The organism is Azospirillum sp. BE72, from assembly GCF_031455875.1.
Classification (GTDB): Bacteria; Pseudomonadota; Alphaproteobacteria; order Azospirillales; family Azospirillaceae; genus Azospirillum.
This window is the reverse complement of the sequence record NZ_JAVDTO010000007.1, coordinates 206,592-222,657: the sequence shown is the minus strand read 5'-3', so window position 1 is coordinate 222,657 and position 16,066 is coordinate 206,592. Positions and strand designations below refer to the sequence as shown.

General features: G+C 69.5%; 13 protein-coding genes. 10 read left to right on the top strand and 3 right to left on the bottom strand.

Annotated features, from left to right (window positions below):
- Positions 1-27: 27 nt before the first annotated feature.
- Genes J2Y49_RS19385 through J2Y49_RS19370 form a run of 4 tightly spaced genes read left to right on the top strand, consistent with a single transcriptional unit; the run spans position 28 to position 3,229 of the window.
- Positions 28-777 carry a (Fe-S)-binding protein gene (locus tag J2Y49_RS19385; RefSeq protein ID WP_310116517.1) on the top strand — a complete coding sequence of 250 codons (750 nt, stop codon included), beginning with the start codon at positions 28-30 and terminating at the stop codon, positions 775-777.
- Positions 767-2,191 carry a LutB/LldF family L-lactate oxidation iron-sulfur protein gene (locus tag J2Y49_RS19380; protein WP_310116516.1) on the top strand — a complete coding sequence of 475 codons (1,425 nt, stop codon included), beginning with the start codon at positions 767-769 and terminating at the stop codon, positions 2,189-2,191. The genes J2Y49_RS19385 and J2Y49_RS19380 overlap by 11 nt, the downstream gene beginning before the upstream one ends.
- A complete protein-coding gene (locus J2Y49_RS19375) occupies positions 2,184-3,014 on the top strand; it encodes a lactate utilization protein (RefSeq protein ID WP_310116515.1) in 831 nt (276 codons plus the stop codon). The genes J2Y49_RS19380 and J2Y49_RS19375 overlap by 8 nt, the downstream gene beginning before the upstream one ends.
- Positions 3,011-3,229: a hypothetical protein gene (locus J2Y49_RS19370; RefSeq protein ID WP_310116514.1), complete on the top strand. Its 219-nt coding sequence runs from the start codon at positions 3,011-3,013 to the stop codon at positions 3,227-3,229. The genes J2Y49_RS19375 and J2Y49_RS19370 overlap by 4 nt, the downstream gene beginning before the upstream one ends.
- On the opposite strand, the gene J2Y49_RS19365 is transcribed toward J2Y49_RS19370, so the two are convergent.
- Positions 3,226-4,527, bottom strand: coding sequence for a D-amino acid dehydrogenase (locus J2Y49_RS19365; RefSeq protein ID WP_310116513.1), 1,302 nt, complete (start codon positions 4,525-4,527; stop codon positions 3,226-3,228). The two genes, J2Y49_RS19370 and J2Y49_RS19365, sit on opposite strands and share 4 nt — an antisense overlap.
- 257 nt (positions 4,528-4,784) lie before the next feature.
- On the opposite strand from J2Y49_RS19365, the gene J2Y49_RS19360 reads away from it, so the two are divergent.
- Positions 4,785-6,314 carry a sigma 54-interacting transcriptional regulator gene (locus J2Y49_RS19360; RefSeq protein ID WP_310116512.1) on the top strand — a complete coding sequence of 510 codons (1,530 nt, stop codon included), beginning with the start codon at positions 4,785-4,787 and terminating at the stop codon, positions 6,312-6,314.
- Between the two features lie 21 nt (positions 6,315-6,335).
- Here J2Y49_RS19360 and J2Y49_RS19355 read toward each other — a convergent pair whose 3' ends face one another.
- Positions 6,336-7,130, bottom strand: a complete 795-nt coding sequence (locus J2Y49_RS19355) for an MJ0042-type zinc finger domain-containing protein (RefSeq protein ID WP_310116511.1) — start codon at positions 7,128-7,130, stop codon at positions 6,336-6,338.
- A 168-nt stretch (positions 7,131-7,298) separates the two neighbouring features.
- Complete coding sequence (locus J2Y49_RS19350) at positions 7,299-8,948, bottom strand: electron transfer flavoprotein-ubiquinone oxidoreductase (protein WP_310116509.1); 1,650 nt, start codon at positions 8,946-8,948, stop codon at positions 7,299-7,301.
- A gap of 151 nt (positions 8,949-9,099) precedes the next feature.
- Between J2Y49_RS19350 and J2Y49_RS19345 the strand changes: the two genes are divergently transcribed.
- The 5 genes from J2Y49_RS19345 (at position 9,100) to J2Y49_RS19325 (ending at position 16,064) form a co-directional block, all read left to right on the top strand.
- Positions 9,100-9,981 (top strand): uracil-DNA glycosylase, encoded by an 882-nt coding sequence (locus J2Y49_RS19345; RefSeq protein WP_310116508.1) that lies wholly within the window; start codon positions 9,100-9,102, stop codon positions 9,979-9,981.
- 420 nt (positions 9,982-10,401) lie between these two features.
- Entirely contained in the window at positions 10,402-12,480 is a 2,079-nt protein-coding gene (locus J2Y49_RS19340; RefSeq protein ID WP_310116506.1) for a lytic transglycosylase domain-containing protein, read from the top strand.
- Positions 12,481-12,534: 54 nt separating this feature from the next.
- A complete protein-coding gene (gene moaB, locus J2Y49_RS19335; RefSeq protein ID WP_310116505.1) occupies positions 12,535-13,071 on the top strand; it encodes a molybdenum cofactor biosynthesis protein B in 537 nt (178 codons plus the stop codon).
- Between the two features lie 11 nt (positions 13,072-13,082).
- Positions 13,083-14,189, top strand: coding sequence for a phosphotransferase (locus tag J2Y49_RS19330; protein ID WP_310116504.1), 1,107 nt, complete (start codon positions 13,083-13,085; stop codon positions 14,187-14,189).
- A 159-nt stretch (positions 14,190-14,348) separates the two neighbouring features.
- On the top strand, positions 14,349-16,064 hold the full coding sequence (locus J2Y49_RS19325) for a tetratricopeptide repeat protein (protein ID WP_310116503.1): 1,716 nt from the start codon (positions 14,349-14,351) through the stop codon (positions 16,062-16,064).
- The last annotated feature ends 2 nt before the right edge of the window (positions 16,065-16,066 follow it).

Sequence of the window (16,066 nt, the reverse complement as noted above, 5' to 3'; positions counted from 1 at the left end):
ATAACTGACACGGTGAGGAAACGCCCAATGCCCTCCACTCCCAAACCAACCCGCGTCTATTACTTCGGCACCTGCCTCGTCGACCTGTTCTTCCCCGACGCCGGCATGGCCGGGATCGAGCTGCTGCAGTCCCAGGGCCTGACCGTCGTCTTCCCCCAGGGACAGAGCTGCTGCGGCCAACCCGCCTACAATTCCGGCTATCGCGCCGATGCCCTGAAGGTGGCCCGTGCCCAGCTGGACCTGTTCCCCGGCGACGATCCCATCGTCGTGCCGTCGGGCTCCTGCGCCGGCATGATGAAGAAGCACTGGCCCGACCTGTTCCGCGGCGAGCCGGACGAGGCCAAAGCGGTGCAGGTGGCGTCCCGCGTCTGGGAGCTGACGCAGTTCCTGGTCCATGTCCTTGACGTCCAACTGACCGACAAGGGCGAGCCGCTGCGCGTCACCTGGCACGCCTCCTGCCATGCCCAGCGCGAGATGGGCGTGGTGGAGGAACCGAAGGCTCTGCTGCGCCAACTCGCCAACGTCGAGCTGGTGGAGTTGAAGCGGGAAAAGGAATGCTGCGGCTTCGGCGGCACCTTCGCCGTGCGTCATCCGGAGATCTCCGCCGCGATGGTCGGCGACAAGGTGGCGGACATCGAGGACACCGGCGCCAACCGCGTGGTGTCGGGCGACTGCGGCTGCCTGCTGAACATCGGCGGCGCGCTGGAGGCCGGCGCCAAGGCCGCGCGCGGCCAGCACATCGCCCAGTTCCTGAAGGAGCGCATCCATGGACGGTAACGCACCGGATTTCGCCGCCGCCTCGCGCGCGGCGCTGGCCGACCCGCAGCTGCGCGGCAATTTCCGCCGCGCCATGGACGGGCTGATGACCAAGCGCGCCGCCCAGTTCGCCGATGCGGGCGAATGGCATGGCGTGCGCGCGCTGGCCGCCTCGGTCCGGCTGCGCGCCCTGTCGAAGCTGCCGGAGCTGCTGGAAAAGCTGGAGGAGAACTGCACCCGCAACGGCATCACCGTCCACTGGGCCGCCACGACGGACGAGGCCAACGCCATCGCGCTCGACATCCTGCACAAGGCGAACGCCAAGCTGGTGGTCAAGGGCAAGTCGATGGTGACGGAGGAGATGCACCTGAACGCCGTTCTGGAAAAGGACGGCATCGAGGTTCTGGAAAGCGACCTCGGCGAATACATCGTGCAGCTGGACGGCACCATGCCGTCGCACATCATCATGCCGGCGATTCACCTGAACACCAAGCAGATCGCCCATCTGTTCAAGCGCAAGATCAAGGATGCCGAAAGCCGCGAGGATGCGGCCTATCTGACCGGCCTCGCCCGCCGGGTGCTGCGCGCCAAGTTCCAGGCCGCCGACGTCGGCATGTCCGGCGTCAACGCCGCGGTGGCGGAGACCGGCACCCTCTGCCTGATCGAGAATGAGGGCAACGGCCGCATGTGCACCACGGTGCCGCCGGTCCACATCGCCTTCATGGGGCTGGAGAAGGTGGTGGAAAAGCTGGAGGACGTGCCGCCGGTCATCAGCCTGCTGCCGCGCTCCGCCACCGGCCAGCCGATCACCACCTACGTCAACATGATCTCCGGCCCCCGCAAGCCGGGCGAGAAGGACGGCCCGCGCGAGGTGCATCTGGTCATCCTCGACAACGGCCGCTCCGGCATCTACGCCGATCCGGAGCTGCGCGACACGTTGCGCTGCATCCGCTGCGGCGCCTGCATGAACCATTGCCCGGTCTACACCAAGGTCGGCGGCCATGCCTATGAGGCGCCCTATCCCGGCCCCATCGGCAAGATCCTGGTGCCGCAGATCGAGGGCTTGGACAAGCGCGGCGCCATGCCCCACGCCTGCACCATGTGCAACGCCTGCGTCGAGATCTGCCCAGTGAAAATCCCCATCGTCGAGATCATGGGCCGGCTGCGGGTGGAGGCGGTGAAGCCCGGCGGTGCGGTGAAGGATGGCGGCGCCAAGGCCAGCCGGACGGAAGCGATGGTGTGGAGCGGCTGGGCGGCGATGAACGCCTCCCCCACCGCCTACCGCATCGCGACCACGGCGATGAGCAGGCTCGGCAATGCGGCGCCCTCGTCGCTGCCCATGCTGAAGGAGTGGACGAACGTCCGCACCAAGCCGCGCTTCGCCGGCCGCACCCTGCACGACCTCGCCCGCGCCAAGGGGATCCCCGATGTCTGACGCCCGCAACTCGATCCTGACGAAGCTGCGCAAGACGCGCGACGCCCACCCGCTGACCCCGCCGGCCTCGGATTTCGCGCCGATCGAGGCGAAGCGCTGGCCGCCGGAGGAGCGCCTGCCCCGCATCCGCCGCCTGATGGAGGCGGTGCACACAGAGTTCATCGAGGCGACGGAGGCCGACTGGCCGGCGGTGCTGCGCGAGTTCCTGGCGCGGGAGGGCGTGGGCTCGCTGCTCTATGCGCCGGCGACGGAGGCGGGTAAGCGGTTGGTGGAGGTGTGGGGGACTGTTTCTCCCTCTCCCCCCCGGGGTGAGGGGGACGCGTCGCATGATTCCCCCGAAGGTCCCGCCACGCTTCCCCCTCACCCTAACCCTCTCCCCGCCTTTCAGCGAAGCTGCGCTTCGCCTGTCGGCAACGCGAGCGAAGCTCGCGTTGGGGGGGAGAGGGGAACTGCGCCGGGTCCCACCCTCATCCCCTACGACCGCCCCCTCGAAGACCTGAAGTCCCAGCTGTTCGACTCCATCGACGCCGGCCTGACCACCACCCGCGGCGCCATCGCCGAGACCGGCAGCCTGATCCTGTGGCCGACGGCCGAGGAGCCGCGCACCCTCTCGCTGGTCCCGCATATCCACATCGCGCTGCTGCGCACCGACGCCCTCTACGACACCTTCCTGCAGGCCATGCGCGAGCAGGGATGGGCGCAGGCGATGCCGACCAATGCGCTGCTGGTGTCCGGTCCCAGCAAGACCGCCGACATCGAGCAGACGCTGGCCTACGGCGTCCATGGCCCGAAGCGGCTGGTCGTCCTGGTGGTCCACCCATGACGGCCCGCCGGCCTGCCATCCGACCCGCAAACGAGCCGGCAATCCGGCTCTACGAGGCAATCCTGCATCTCAGGCGCCTCGGCCACCGGGTGGAGAAATGCGAAGGGCGGCGCGGGCGACATCGGCTGGATGGGGCCGAGATCACCGACGCCGCCCTTCTCGAACTGGCGATGACCCGCGTCCGCCGGGCGGCGCGGGTTCCCCTATCCCATTAGGCCGGACGCACCGCCGCCGGGCGCGACACCGCCACCGACGGCTTGCGGCCGTAGCGCTCGACGCTTAGTCCCTCCATGTCGATCTCGGTCCGACGGCCGCTGACCACGTCGGCCAGCACGCGGGCCGAGCCGGCCGACATCGTCCAGCCCAGCGTGCCGTGGCCGGTGTTGAGATACAGGTTGCGGATGTGGGTCGGCCCCAGGATCGGCGTGCCGTCCGGCGTGTTCGGGCGCAGGCCGGTCCAGAATTCCGCCTTCGACAGGTCGCCGCCCTTCGGGAACAGGTCGCTGACCACATGGTCCAGCGGCCCGCGGCGGCTTTCGCGCAAACTCAGGTCGAAGCCGGTCAGCTCCGCCGTGCCGCCGACGCGGATGCGGTCGCCCAGGCGGGTGACGGCGATCTTGTGCGTCTCGTCCATCACCGTCGATTCCGGCGCATGGGCGGAGTCGGTGATCGGCAGGGTCAGCGAATAGCCCTTCACCGGATAGACCGGCAGGTCGATGCCCAGCGGCTTCACCAGCTTGGGCGAATAGCTGCCCATGGCGACGATGTAGCTGTCGGCGGTCAGCGTGCCCTGGTCGGTCTGCACGCCGGTGATCTTGCGCCCGTCGCTCTCCAGCCCGCGGATGGAGACGCCGTAACGGAACTCCACCCCGCGCTTGGCGGCAAAGTCGGCGAGCTTGCTGGTGAACTGGAAGCAGTCGCCGGTCTCGTCGCCCGGCAGGTGCAGCGCGCCGACCAGCTTGTCCTTCACATGGGCCAGCGCCGGCTCGACCGAGGTCAGGCCGTCGCGGTCGAACAGGCTGAAGGGAACGCCGTAGCGCTCCAGCACCGCCATGTCGTAGCCGGCGGCGTCCATCTGCTTCTGGGTGCGGAAGACCTGCAGCGTGCCCTGGGTGCGCTCGTCATAGGTGATGCCGGTCTCGGCGCGCAGAGCCTTCAGGCAGTCGCGGCTGTATTCGGCGACGCGGACCATGCGGCTCTTGTTCAGCTGGTAGCTCGCCTCGTTGGCGTTGGCCAGCAGCTTCAGGCACCAGGACCACATCGCCGGATCCAGCTTCGGCCGGATCACCAGCGGCGAATGCTTCATCAGCATCCATTTGGCGGCCTTCAGCATCAGCCCCGGCGCCGCCCAGGGAGCGGAATAGCCCGGCGACACCTCGCCCGCATTGGCATAGCTGGTCTCCAGCGCCGGGCCGGCCTGACGGTCCAGTACGGTCACCTCATGCCCGGCACGCGCCAGATAATAGGCGGTGGTGACACCGATGACGCCGCTGCCCAGAACGATCACGCGCATGAGACTGGCTCCCAAGGGGATGGATGACTTCGCTTGGAGTCTTCGGTTCGCAAACGGTGTGCCAGAGGGGGAAATGGCGGATTTGCTGTGGTGCGGGAGGATTGGTGGGGCACGGGGTGTATGCAGATGTTTACAGGAAAGCGCAGATGAGGGCTGTGGGCATTGCGGTACAACGGTTTGGTCAGGTGTAACGATTTTGATACGGCGTAACGATATGTGTACAGTGGGGGCAAGTGTTCACCCACTCAAGCACCCCCATGCGCATCGAAGTCACCTTCACCGACCGCGTCGGCATCGCCCATGAGATCCTCGCCGTGCTGGCGATCCGCCGCCTCAACGTCGTCGGCGTCGAGGTCGACCCGCCGCTGATCCACATCGACGCGCCTGGCCTGGACCCGGCAGCACTCCCCGCCCTGTCGGACGCACTGCGCACCATCGCCGGGGTGCGATCGGTCGCAGCCATCGACATGCTGCCCGGCACGCGGCGGCGCCTGCATCTCGACGCGCTGCTCGCCGCCCTGCCCGACCCGGTGCTGGCGGTCGACCGCGCCGGCAGCGTCGTGGTGGCGAGCGCCGCCGCCGCCCAGGTCGCCGGACTGCCGGAATCGCACCTCGCCGGCCTCGACCTCGGCGAGTTGTTCGGCGAACCGGGCCTGACGCGCGAGCTGGCCGACGGCGGCTTCCGCATGTCCGGCCGCGAGGTGACGCTGAACGGCCAGCCCTTCCTGCTGGAGGTGACGCCCATCGTCGATGTCGAGGCGGCGGGCGCCGTCATCACCCTGTTCACCCCGTCGCGCCTGGGTGAGCGTCTGAATGCGATCCAGAATTTCGATGAGGGCGGCTTCGACCGCATCCTCGGCGAATCCCCGCCGGTGCGGGCGCTGAAGGCGCGGGCCGCGCGCGTCGCCGCAATGGAGGCGCCGCTGCTGATCCTGGGGGAGACCGGCACCGGCAAGGAGCTGATCGCCCATGCCTGCCACCGCGCCAGCCCACGCCGCGACAAGCCCTTCCTGGCGCTGAACTGCGCTGCCGTTCCGGAGAATTTGGCGGAAAGCGAGCTGTTCGGCTACGCCCCCGGCTCCTTCACCGGGGCGCAGCGCGGCGGCAAGCCCGGCCTGCTGGAACTGGCCCATGGCGGCACCGTCTTCCTGGACGAGATCGGCGAGATGTCGGCCTATCTCCAGGCCAAGCTGCTGCGCTTCCTCAACGACGGCAGCTTCCGCCGGGTCGGCGGCGAGCGCGAGCAGAAGGTGGACGTCCGCGTCATCAGCGCCACCCACCGCTCGCTGGAGGCGATGGTCGCCGACCACAGCTTCCGCGAGGATCTGTTCTACCGCCTGAACGTGCTGACGCTGAGCGTGCCGCCGCTGCGGGAGCGCGGGCATGACATCCTGCTGCTGGCCCGCCATTTCATCGCCCGCGCCGCGGCGCAGGCCCGCCGTCCGCCTGGACGGCTGACCCCGGCTGCGGCGGCGGCGCTGCTCGCCAACCGCTGGCCCGGCAATGTCCGCCAGTTGGAAAACGTCATCTTCCGCGCCGTGACCATGAGCGACGGCGGCGCGCTGGACGCCGCCGACCTGGAACTGGCCGGGGCCGGCATGCAGTCGGCCGAGATGCCGGCAGAGGACGCCGAAAGCTGGGAGGACGCGGTGGACGGCTTCGAACGGTCGCTGCTGCGCCGGCTCTACCCGCGCTTCCCCTCCAGCCGAAAGCTTGCGGCGCGGCTGAAAACCTCGCACACCATGATCGCCAACAAGCTGCGCAAACACGGCATTCCGGAGCGGTGACGCGGCCGGGCGGCGGTCGGATCAGTGACCGGAGGGCTTGGCCGGAGCGGCGGCCTTTGCTGCGGCCGGCTTCTCCGGAGCTTTCTCGGCGGGCTTTTCGGTCGGCTTTTCGGTGGCCGGCGCATCCAGCCCCGGCGGCGGGCCGCCGAAGGTGATGGTCACCTCGGTCACCGGTCCGGGATCCGGCTGGCTGTGGTGGAAGCTCACCACCGCACCCGGCAGCAGCACGGGCGCAGAGGGTTCGATGGTCCAGCTCTGCAGCGGCTTGTGCTCGGCGCCGAAGGTGATGGCGCGCAGCGGCGGCAGCGCGCGCTCGACATCGGTGGTGTTGGCGATCTCGCCGTCCAGCAGCAGGACGGTCTTCCCGCCCTCCAGCTTCTGTTCGGAACGGATGCTGCGCAGCTCCAGCCCGAAGCCCGGCGGCTCGACCTGTATCCCGATGGTCTCGTAGAAGAGGGCTGCGGGCGGCCAGCCGCGGACGATGGCATCGCGGCCGAAATAGCCGCCGGCCACGGTCCCGGCGACGAGCACCCCCAGCAGGGCAAAACCGATCACCGTACTGCGCGCCGGCTTGGCGCGCGGAGCCTTCGGCGGCTTGGATTTGCTCTTTCCGGCCGCCTTCTCGGCGGACTTTGCCGGTTTCGCCGGGCGGATTTCCGTCAGCGCGTCGGGTATCACCGGATCGGGGTCCGCCCGTTCCGGCATCTGCCACCATGTGTGGCCGCAGCGGGCACAACGCACCTTCCGGCCGTCGGTGCCGAGCGACTCGTCGGACAGGGTGTAGCGCGTTGAACAGGTCGGACAGGAAACGATCATCGCGCCGTCGCAGAGAGGTTACCGCTTGCGTTATAGATAGGAGTGGCCGGCGGCGCAACCGACACCCGACGGGCGGCACCGTTCATTCTTTTGCATGCGGCAATGGGCGCGTGGGACTGCCCCCTCCCCACCCCTTCCTTAGCCGGGGAGAGAGGGGGCCAACCCGTGTTACATCCCGCCCGGATAGTTCGGGCCCCCGCCGCCTTCCGGCACGACCCAGTTGATGTTCTGGGTGGGGTCCTTGATGTCGCAGGTCTTGCAGTGGACGCAGTTCTGCGCGTTGATCTGCAGCCGCGGGTCGCTGCCGTCGTCGTTGCGGACGATCTCGTAGACGCCGGCAGGGCAATAGCGCTGCTCCGGCGCGTCGTAGAGCGCCAGGTTGACGCTGATCGGGACCGACTTGTCCTTCAGCGTCAGGTGCGGCGGCTGGTCTTCCTCGTGGTTGGTGTTGGAGAGGTAGACCGAGGACAGGCGGTCGAAGCTGACCTTGCCGTCCGGCTTGGGGTAGGCGATCTTCGGCGCCTCGCTGGCCTTCACCAGGGTGGTGTGGTCGGCGTGGTGCTTCAGCGTCCAGGGCGACTTGCCCTTCAGCGCGGTCTCGTAGGCGGCGTTCGCCAGACCCGCCCACAGGCCCTTCTGGAAGCCCGGACGGATGTTGCGCACGGCATACAGCTCCGGCCAGACCCAGGACTGCTTCAGCCGCTCCGGATAGGCGATGACCTCCGGACCGTTGTCGCTGCCGCCGGTCAAATGGTCGAACACCGCCTCGGCCGCGACCATGCCCGACTTCATGGCGGTGTGATTGCCCTTGATCTTCGGCACGTTCAGGAAGCCGGCGCCGTCGCCGATGAGGAGGCCGCCGGGGAAGGTCAGCTTGGGGATCGACTGGAAGCCGCCTTCCGACAGGGCGCGGGCGCCATAGGACAGACGCCGGCCGCCCTCGAAGGTCGGGCGGATCGCCGGGTGAGTCTTGTAGCGCTGGAACTCCTCGAACGGGCTCATGTGCGGGTTCCAGTAGTCGAGGCCGACGACGAAGCCGACCGACACCAGGTTCCCTTCCATGTGATACAGCCACGACCCGCCATAGGTCTTGGGGTCCATCGGCCAGCCGATGGTGTGGACGATCAGGCCCGGCTTGGACTGCGACGGATCGACCTCCCACAGCTCCTTGATGCCGATGCCGTAGGTCTGCGGCTGGCAGTCGCGCCGCAGGTCGAACCGCTCGAACAGGGTCTTGGTCAGCGAGCCGCGGCAGCCCTCGGCGAAGATGGTCTGCTTGGCGTGCAGCTCCATGCCGGGCGTGTAGTTGCCGGTCTTCTCGCCGTCCTTGCCGATGCCCATGTCGCCGGTGGCGACGCCCTTCACCGCACCGTTGTCGTTATACAGCACTTCGGCCGCGGCGAAGCCGGGGTAGATCTCCACGCCGAGTTCCTCGGCCTGGGTCGCCATCCAGCGGGCCAGATTGCCCAGGCTGATGATGTAGTTGCCGTGGTTGTTCATCTGCGGCGGAGCGTAAGGCGACTTGTAGGCCTTCGTTTCCGTCAGGAAGAGGAAATGGTCCTCGCGCGCCGGGGTGGTGAGGGGAGCGCCCTTTTCCTTCCAGTCGGGGATCAGTTCCTCCAGCGCATGCGGTTCGAAGACGGCGCCGGACAGCAGGTGGGCGCCGACCTCCGACCCCTTCTCGATCACGCAGACGCTGAGTTCCTGCCCGGTCTCGACCGCGCGCTGCCGCAGGCGGATCGCCGCGCTTAGGCCCGACGGGCCGGCGCCGACGATCAGAACATCGTATTCCATGACCTCGCGCGGTTCGCGTTCCATCACCACACTCCCCCACCGTCTTGTTTTGGTACTGTTTCCCTCGGGACGCCCTATGGTGTTTTGCGGGCGCGTGCTTGTAGCACGCTTTGCACCGCACCCAAATTGGGTATCTGGACATGTAAGACCACACGATCTGTGGTAAGGTCAAACGATGATTGACGTATGCGACATCCTCGACGCGTTGCGCTGGCATGCCGATATCGGCTGCGACGAGGCCATCGGCGACGAGCCGATCGACTGGGCCGCCTTCTCCGCCCGGCCGGCGGCGCGCACCATGCCCGCGGGGGCCGGTGCGGCGCCAAATGCCGGTATGGGCACCGGGATGGCGCGTGGTCCGGCACCGACTCGGGTACCCGCCCCCGCCGCGCCGCGCCCGGCCGCACTCTTCCCGTCGCCCGACCAGCCGCTGGGCGCCAGCGAGGCCGGCATCCAGGCTCGCGCCCGCGCGCACGAGGCGCAGAGCCTTGAGGCGCTGGAGGCGGCCTTGCGCTCCTTCGACGGCTGTCCGTTGAAGGCGACCGCGATGAACACCGTCTTCGCCGACGGCAATCCGGAGGCTCCGATCATGCTGATCGGCGAAGCGCCGGGCGAGGACGAGGACCGGCAGGGCAAGCCCTTCGTCGGGGTCAGCGGCAAGCTGCTGGACCGCATGCTGGCGCAGATCGGGCTGGACCGCAGCAAGGTCTACATCACCAACATCCTGCCCTGGCGCCCGCCCGGCAACCGCAGCCCGACCCAGGCCGAGATCGCCGCCTGCCTGCCCTTCCTGGAACGGCATGTCGGGTTGGTCCGCCCGAAGCTGCTGGTGGCGCTGGGCGGCGTGTCGGCCAAGACCCTGCTGAACCGGGCGGAGGGAATCACCCGCCTGCGCGGGCAATGGCGGTCCTATGAGGGAACCGGCGCACCGGTGCCGCTGATGCCGATGCTCCATCCGGCGTACCTCTTGCGCAACCCTATCGCAAAGCGGGAAGCGTGGCGGGACATGCTTGCGCTGCGTCAAAAGATCGACGAAGAAGGAATCAAGTATTCCTAAGACAAAAATCGATGTCACAGCCCGGCCGAAATCGTTTGTGTGACCGGGCAGGTTGCATGACACAAATGTAATCCGCCCATACCCAAAGGCACCTTCCCAACGGGCTAAGGCCTTTTTGTCGCCTCCCTTAACCCGTTGTAGGGACTGGCGAATACCGGCGCCGACACATTCCGCGCGAATCCGTTGCTTGCGGTTCGCGAGCGCCTGCGCTATTTCGGAACAATGCTCCGGATATTTTGCAGTGCAGCATACCGGGCCGCGAATGCGGTCCCGCTGCGGCGGAACCTTCTGGGGGTGCTGGGTCTCGCGGTGGCTTACACCCTGGGACCCGACGGTATGGTCGGGTTCCGACCCGCTTGCGCCGCCCTCATTATTCACGCGCCGGACGGTCACGCCGTCGTCCCGCCCGGCCCGGATTCCGTGCCTGACCCCCATACCCCCGATTTCGGCGAACCGACTGGCAATCCGGTCCTGGGCGACCCGGTCATGGGGTTGCCCGACCCGGCCGTTCCCGAAGAACCGTCTTTCGGTGCGCCGGCGGCCGATGCGTCCACCGGCCCGACCGGTTCCCCGCTGCTGCTGGCCAGCGACGACGAGGCCCGTGCCGTCCAGCTGGACGAGGAGGATGCCGACCGCTACCGCCGCATCTTCGCGCTGCAGGACCGGGCGGAATGGGACGCCGCCGACGCCGAGATGGCGAAGCTGAAGGACCGCCGGCTGATCGGCTATGTCCTGCGCCAGCGCTATCTCCACCCCGACCGCCGCGCCGGCTACGAGGAACTCGCCCGCTGGATGCAGGATTACGGCGACCTCGCCGGGGCGGAGCGGGTGCACAGCCTGGCGCAGAAGCGCCAGCCCGCCGGCCAGCGGGCGCCGAAGCCCCCGCGGGGAGAGGAGCGCGTGCGCCTCGTCGGCTCGCTGGAACGGCTGGGCGGCCTGCGCACCGTCGCCGCGAACGAGGACGACGAGGAGGATGGCGTCACCGTCGCCCCGCGCAGCCGCACCGTGTCGCGCGCCCGCAGTGACCGCGCCGCCGTGGCGCGGGTGGAGGAGCTGCTGCGTTCCGGCCGCGCCAGCAACGCCCTGGCTCTGCTGAACCAGGACGAGTTCGGCGGCAAGCTCGACACCGTGCAGTACGACGCCGCCCGCGCCCGCATCGCGTCGTCCCTCTACTTCTCGGGCGAGACGGCGCAAGCGCTGACGCTCGCCTCCGCCAGCGCCGCCCGGTCGGGCGACATGCTGCCGGAAGCGCATTGGATCGCCGGGCTTTCCGCATGGCGGCTGAAGCAGATCGACCGTGCCGCCCGTCATTTCCAGGGCATGGCCGCCGCCGGTCCGCGCTCCCCCTGGAAGGCGGCCGCCGCCGACTATTGGGCGGCCCGCGCGCTGGCGCGCAAGCCCGGCAAGGAGAAGGAGGCGGCGGAGCATCTGGCCGCCGCGGCCCGCTATCCCCACACCTTCTATGGCCTGATCGCGCTCCGCACCCTGGGCACGCTGCACGACGTGCGCTGGCAGGCGCCGGAGCTGAGCGGGCGGACGCTGGCGGCGATGGCGGCCAAGCCGGCGGGATCCCGCGCCATCGCCCTGCTGCAGGTGGGACAGCGCGAACTGGCGGGCATGGAGCTGCAGCGCATCCACCCGCAGGGCGACCCGCTGGTCGAACAGGCGATGGTGGCGTTGGCCGACCGTGCCGGGGTGGCGACCCTCTCGCTGCGGCTGGGCAACGCGGTGGCCGGACCGGACGGCGCGCCCTATGCCGCCGCCCTCTACCCGCTGCCGCACTGGACGCCGCGCGACGGCTTCGCCGTGGACCGGGCGCTGGTCTTCGCGGTGATGCGCCAGGAATCGCGCTTCGACCCGCGGCTGGTCAGTTCCGCCGGGGCGACCGGGCTGATGCAGATCCTGCCCAGCACCGCCCAGCATGTGCGCGAACGCCACGCCGACATCGGCAGCGAGGACGCCAACCGCGACGCCCTGTTCGATCCCTCCCGCAACATGGAGCTGGGCCAGCGTTACCTGACCGAGCTGCTGGGCATGCCGGAGATCGACGGCAACCTGTTCCTGGCCGCCGCCGCCTACAATGCCGGACCGGGCACGCTGGCGCGCTGGCGGCGGGAGTTGAGCGACATCACCGATCCCCTGCTGTTCATCGAAAGCCTTTCCTTCGGCGAGACGCGCGACTATGTGGAGAAGGTGATGGCGAACTTCTGGATCTACCAGCTTCGGCTGGGCCAGGAGACCGCCTCGCTCGACGCCGTCGCCGACGGGAAATGGCCTGCCTACACCCCGGTGGTGGCCCCTGCGACCCAGGTCGCGGCCCAGCCGGACCCGCTGCCGGCGGCGAAACCGGCGGTCCCGGCCGCGGTGACCGCGGCAGCCCCGGCCGAGAAGCCGGAGGCGGACGCTCCGGCGGCCGAGCCTCCCGTCGCGGACGCCCCGGCCGTTCCGGCCCGGGTGGAGACGGTGGCGGAGCGGGGGGAGGCCAGCCCGATACCCTGACCGCCGGTGCGCCCTTGCCGGGCTCCGGCCCGACTTGAGGACACGCCTGCCGCCATGCCGAAGATCGACGAGAGCCGCCCCTTCCTTCCCGTGAACATCGCGGTGATCACGGTGTCCGACACCCGCAGCGCCGCCGACGACCGTTCCGGTGACGCGCTGGCGGAGCGGATCGCCGGGGCCGGCCACAGGCTCGCCGTCCGGACCATCATTCGCGACGACATCGCGGCGATCCGCGCCCAGGTGCAGGCGTACATCGCCGATCCACAGATCGACGTGGTTCTGACCACCGGCGGCACCGGGGTCACCGGTCGCGACGTGACGCCGGAAGCGGTCGAGGCGCTCTATGAAAAGGCGATCCCCGGCTTCGGCGAGCTGTTCCGCTACCTGAGCTACGCCAAGGTCGGCACCTCCACCATCCAGAGCCGGGCGACCGGCGGCGTCGCCAACGGCACCTACATCTTCGCCCTGCCCGGTTCGCCCAGCGCCTGCCGCGACGCCTGGGACGACATCCTGGTCTGGCAACTCGACAACCGCCACCGCCCCTGCAATCTGGTGGAGCTGATGCCCCGCCTGCGCGAGCACATGGCGTGAGCGGAGTTGGCGTGAGCGCACCGGCCGGCTTCTCGATGGAGGCCCTGCACGCCGCCCTGATCCGGCTGCCGCGCCTTGCCGACCTCCCACCCGACGCGCTGGAGCCGATGCCGCTGAAGGGCGTCGCCCACGACCATGTCCGCCTGCGCGGCCGGCGGCTGGTCGCCCGCATCCCGCGCTGGAGCCAGTTGGGCCTCGACGCCTGGACGGCGCTGGATCGGCAGGCCGCCGCCTTCCGGCGGGCGGAAATGTCGGGCCACACCCCGCGCTTCGCCGGCCTGCTGCCGCCGGGCGAGGGGCTGCCGCTGGGCGCGCTGGTGGTCGGCGAGGTGGAGGGGCGCACGCCCGTCCTGCCCGACGACATGCCGGCCATCGCCCGCGCCCTGGCGGCGATCCACCGCATGGCTCCGCCGGACTTCTACGAGCCGCTGCCCGCCCCGCCCGATCCGGTGGCCGCACTGCTGGCCCAGGTGGAGCGGCAGGCGGAGTGGTTCGACCGCGCCGCGTTGGACGCCGATGCCCGCGCCCTGATCGCGGAGGAGCTTGCGGCGGCTCGCAGCGGCCACCTCGCCCCGCCGCCGGAGACCCCGATGCCGCTGACAGCGGTGGGGGTGGACGTGCATCCCGGCAATTTCCTGATCGACGGCCATGGCAAGGCCTGGTTCACCGACCTGGAGAAGCTGCAATACGGCCACCCCGCCAGCGACCTCGCCCATGCCAGCCTCTACACCTCCACCAAATGGGACCCGGCGGTGAATGCGGAACTGGCGCCGGCCGACATCGACGCCTTCGTCGATGCCTGGGCGATGGCGGTTCCCGGCGACCTCGCCGACGAGGTGCGGCCCTGGCTGAAGCCGCTGCGCCGGCTGACCTGGCTGCGCACCCTGTCTTGGATGGCGCGCTGGTCGGTGGAGGGCGCCACACTGTCGCCGGGCATACCGGAGCCGTTGCGCGCCCATATGGACGCCCACGCCACCGACATCCTGCGCGCCGGACGGATCGAACAGGTTCGACGGGATTGGGCCCCAGTCCCCTCTCCTCCCCGCTCTCGCGCAAACGAAGTTTGCGCTGACGCGGCAGGCGGACCGAAGGTCCGCCGAAAGCGGGGAGAGGGTTAGGGTGAGGGGGAACCGCATGCGGGGATGTTTCGGCTTCGCCGAACCCCCTCATCCCGACCTTCTCCCCAGCGGGGAGAAGGAGAGGGAGCACGAAAGTCTCTTGCCCGCGCCCTGCCGAAAGTGATGGGATACCGACTCGGAAAACGAGGTGACGAGAGCATGACGAGTTTCCGACGCCGGTTGCTGCCGACCTCCCTGGCCACCCTGCTGGCTGGGGGCGTATTTGCAGGCGCCGTTCCGGCCCCGGCCTTCGCCGCCGGCCCGCCCGGCGAGACCGCCGGCTCCGCCACCGGCAGCTATCTGGCCGGCCGCTACGCCCAGCACCAGGACGACTGGACGGCGGCGGCGCGCTTCACCGCCCAGGCGCTGGCCGCCGATCCGGACGATCAGGCCCTGCTGCGCCGCACCTTCCTGCTGCGGCTGGGCGAGGGGCAGATCGACACCGCCATCGGCTATGCCTCCCGCCTGCTGGGCGAGCAGGGCGAGCCGCAGATGGCGCTGACCCTGCTGGCCGCCGATGCGCTCGCCAAGGGCAAGCTGGACGAGGCCGACGGCTATGCCGCGCGCCTGCCGGCCGATGGGCTGGGCCGCTTCATCACCCCGCTGACCCGCGCCTGGCTGGCCACCGCCCGCGGCAAGACCGACGAGGCGCTGGCCGCGCTGGAGCCGCTGGCGGCCGTCCAGGGCTTCGGCGCGCTCTACAACCTGCATGCCGCCCTGATCCTCGACCTCGCCGGCCGCAGCGAGGATGCCGCCGCCCGCTACGTCAAGGTGACGGACACCGAGGCGCCGCTGCGGGTGGTGCAGATCGTCGGCAACTTCATGATGCGCACCGGCAAGAAGGACGAAGCGCGCAAGCTCTACGAGACCTTCCAGATCAACAACCCCGACGGGCTGCTGGTGGAGCCGGCGCTGGACGCCATGGCGAAGGCGCCGGCCGACGCCCGCCCGGTGCCCGATGCACGTTCGGGTCTGGCGGAAGCGCTGTTCGACCTGGGCAGCGCCTTGCATCACGAGAATGCCGACGAGCCGGCGCTTCTGTTCGGCCGCATCGCGCTGCACCTGCGCGGGGATCTGGCGCTGGCCCATCTGCTGATCGGCGACATCGTGGCCTCCCGCGACCATCATGAGGAGGCGCTGACCGCCTACCGGCTGCTGGCGAAAGACCCGCTGCTGGGCTGGACCGCCCGCATGCGCGAAGCCGACAGCCTCGCCCGCATGAACCGCAACGACGACGCCATTGCCGTTCTCAAGGCCCTGTCTGCCGAACGGCCGGAGCGGACCGACGCGGTGACCCGGCTGGGCGACATCTACCGCTATGCCAAACGGTACGACGAGGCGATCCCCGCCTACACCACCGCGCTGGAGCGGATCGGCGCGCCGCAGGAGCGGCATTGGCCGCTGCTGTACGCCCGCGCCATGAGCTACGAGAAGACCAAGCAGTGGCCGCAGGCGGAGGCCGACCTGCAGACCGCGCTGAAGCTGCGGCCGGACGAAGCGTCGCTGCTGAACTTCCTCGGCTACAGCTGGATCGACCGGGGCGAGCATCTGGACAAGGCCAGGGCGATGGTGGAGCGCGCGGTTGAGTTGCGCCCGCGCGACGGCTACATCGTCGACAGCCTGGGCTGGGCTCTCTACAAGCTGGGCGATTTCGAGGGCGCGGTCGCGAAGCTGGAGCGCGCCGTGGAGCTGAAGCCGGGCGATCCCACCATCAACGACCATCTCGGCGACGCCTACTGGCGCGCCGGCCGCCGCAACGAGGCCCGCTTCCAGTGGATGCGCGCGCTGCGCAACGCCGACGAGGACACCGACAAAGCCGGCATCCAGGCCAAGCTGGACGAGGGATTGACCGACCAAAAGGCGGCGGCGAAGTAGTG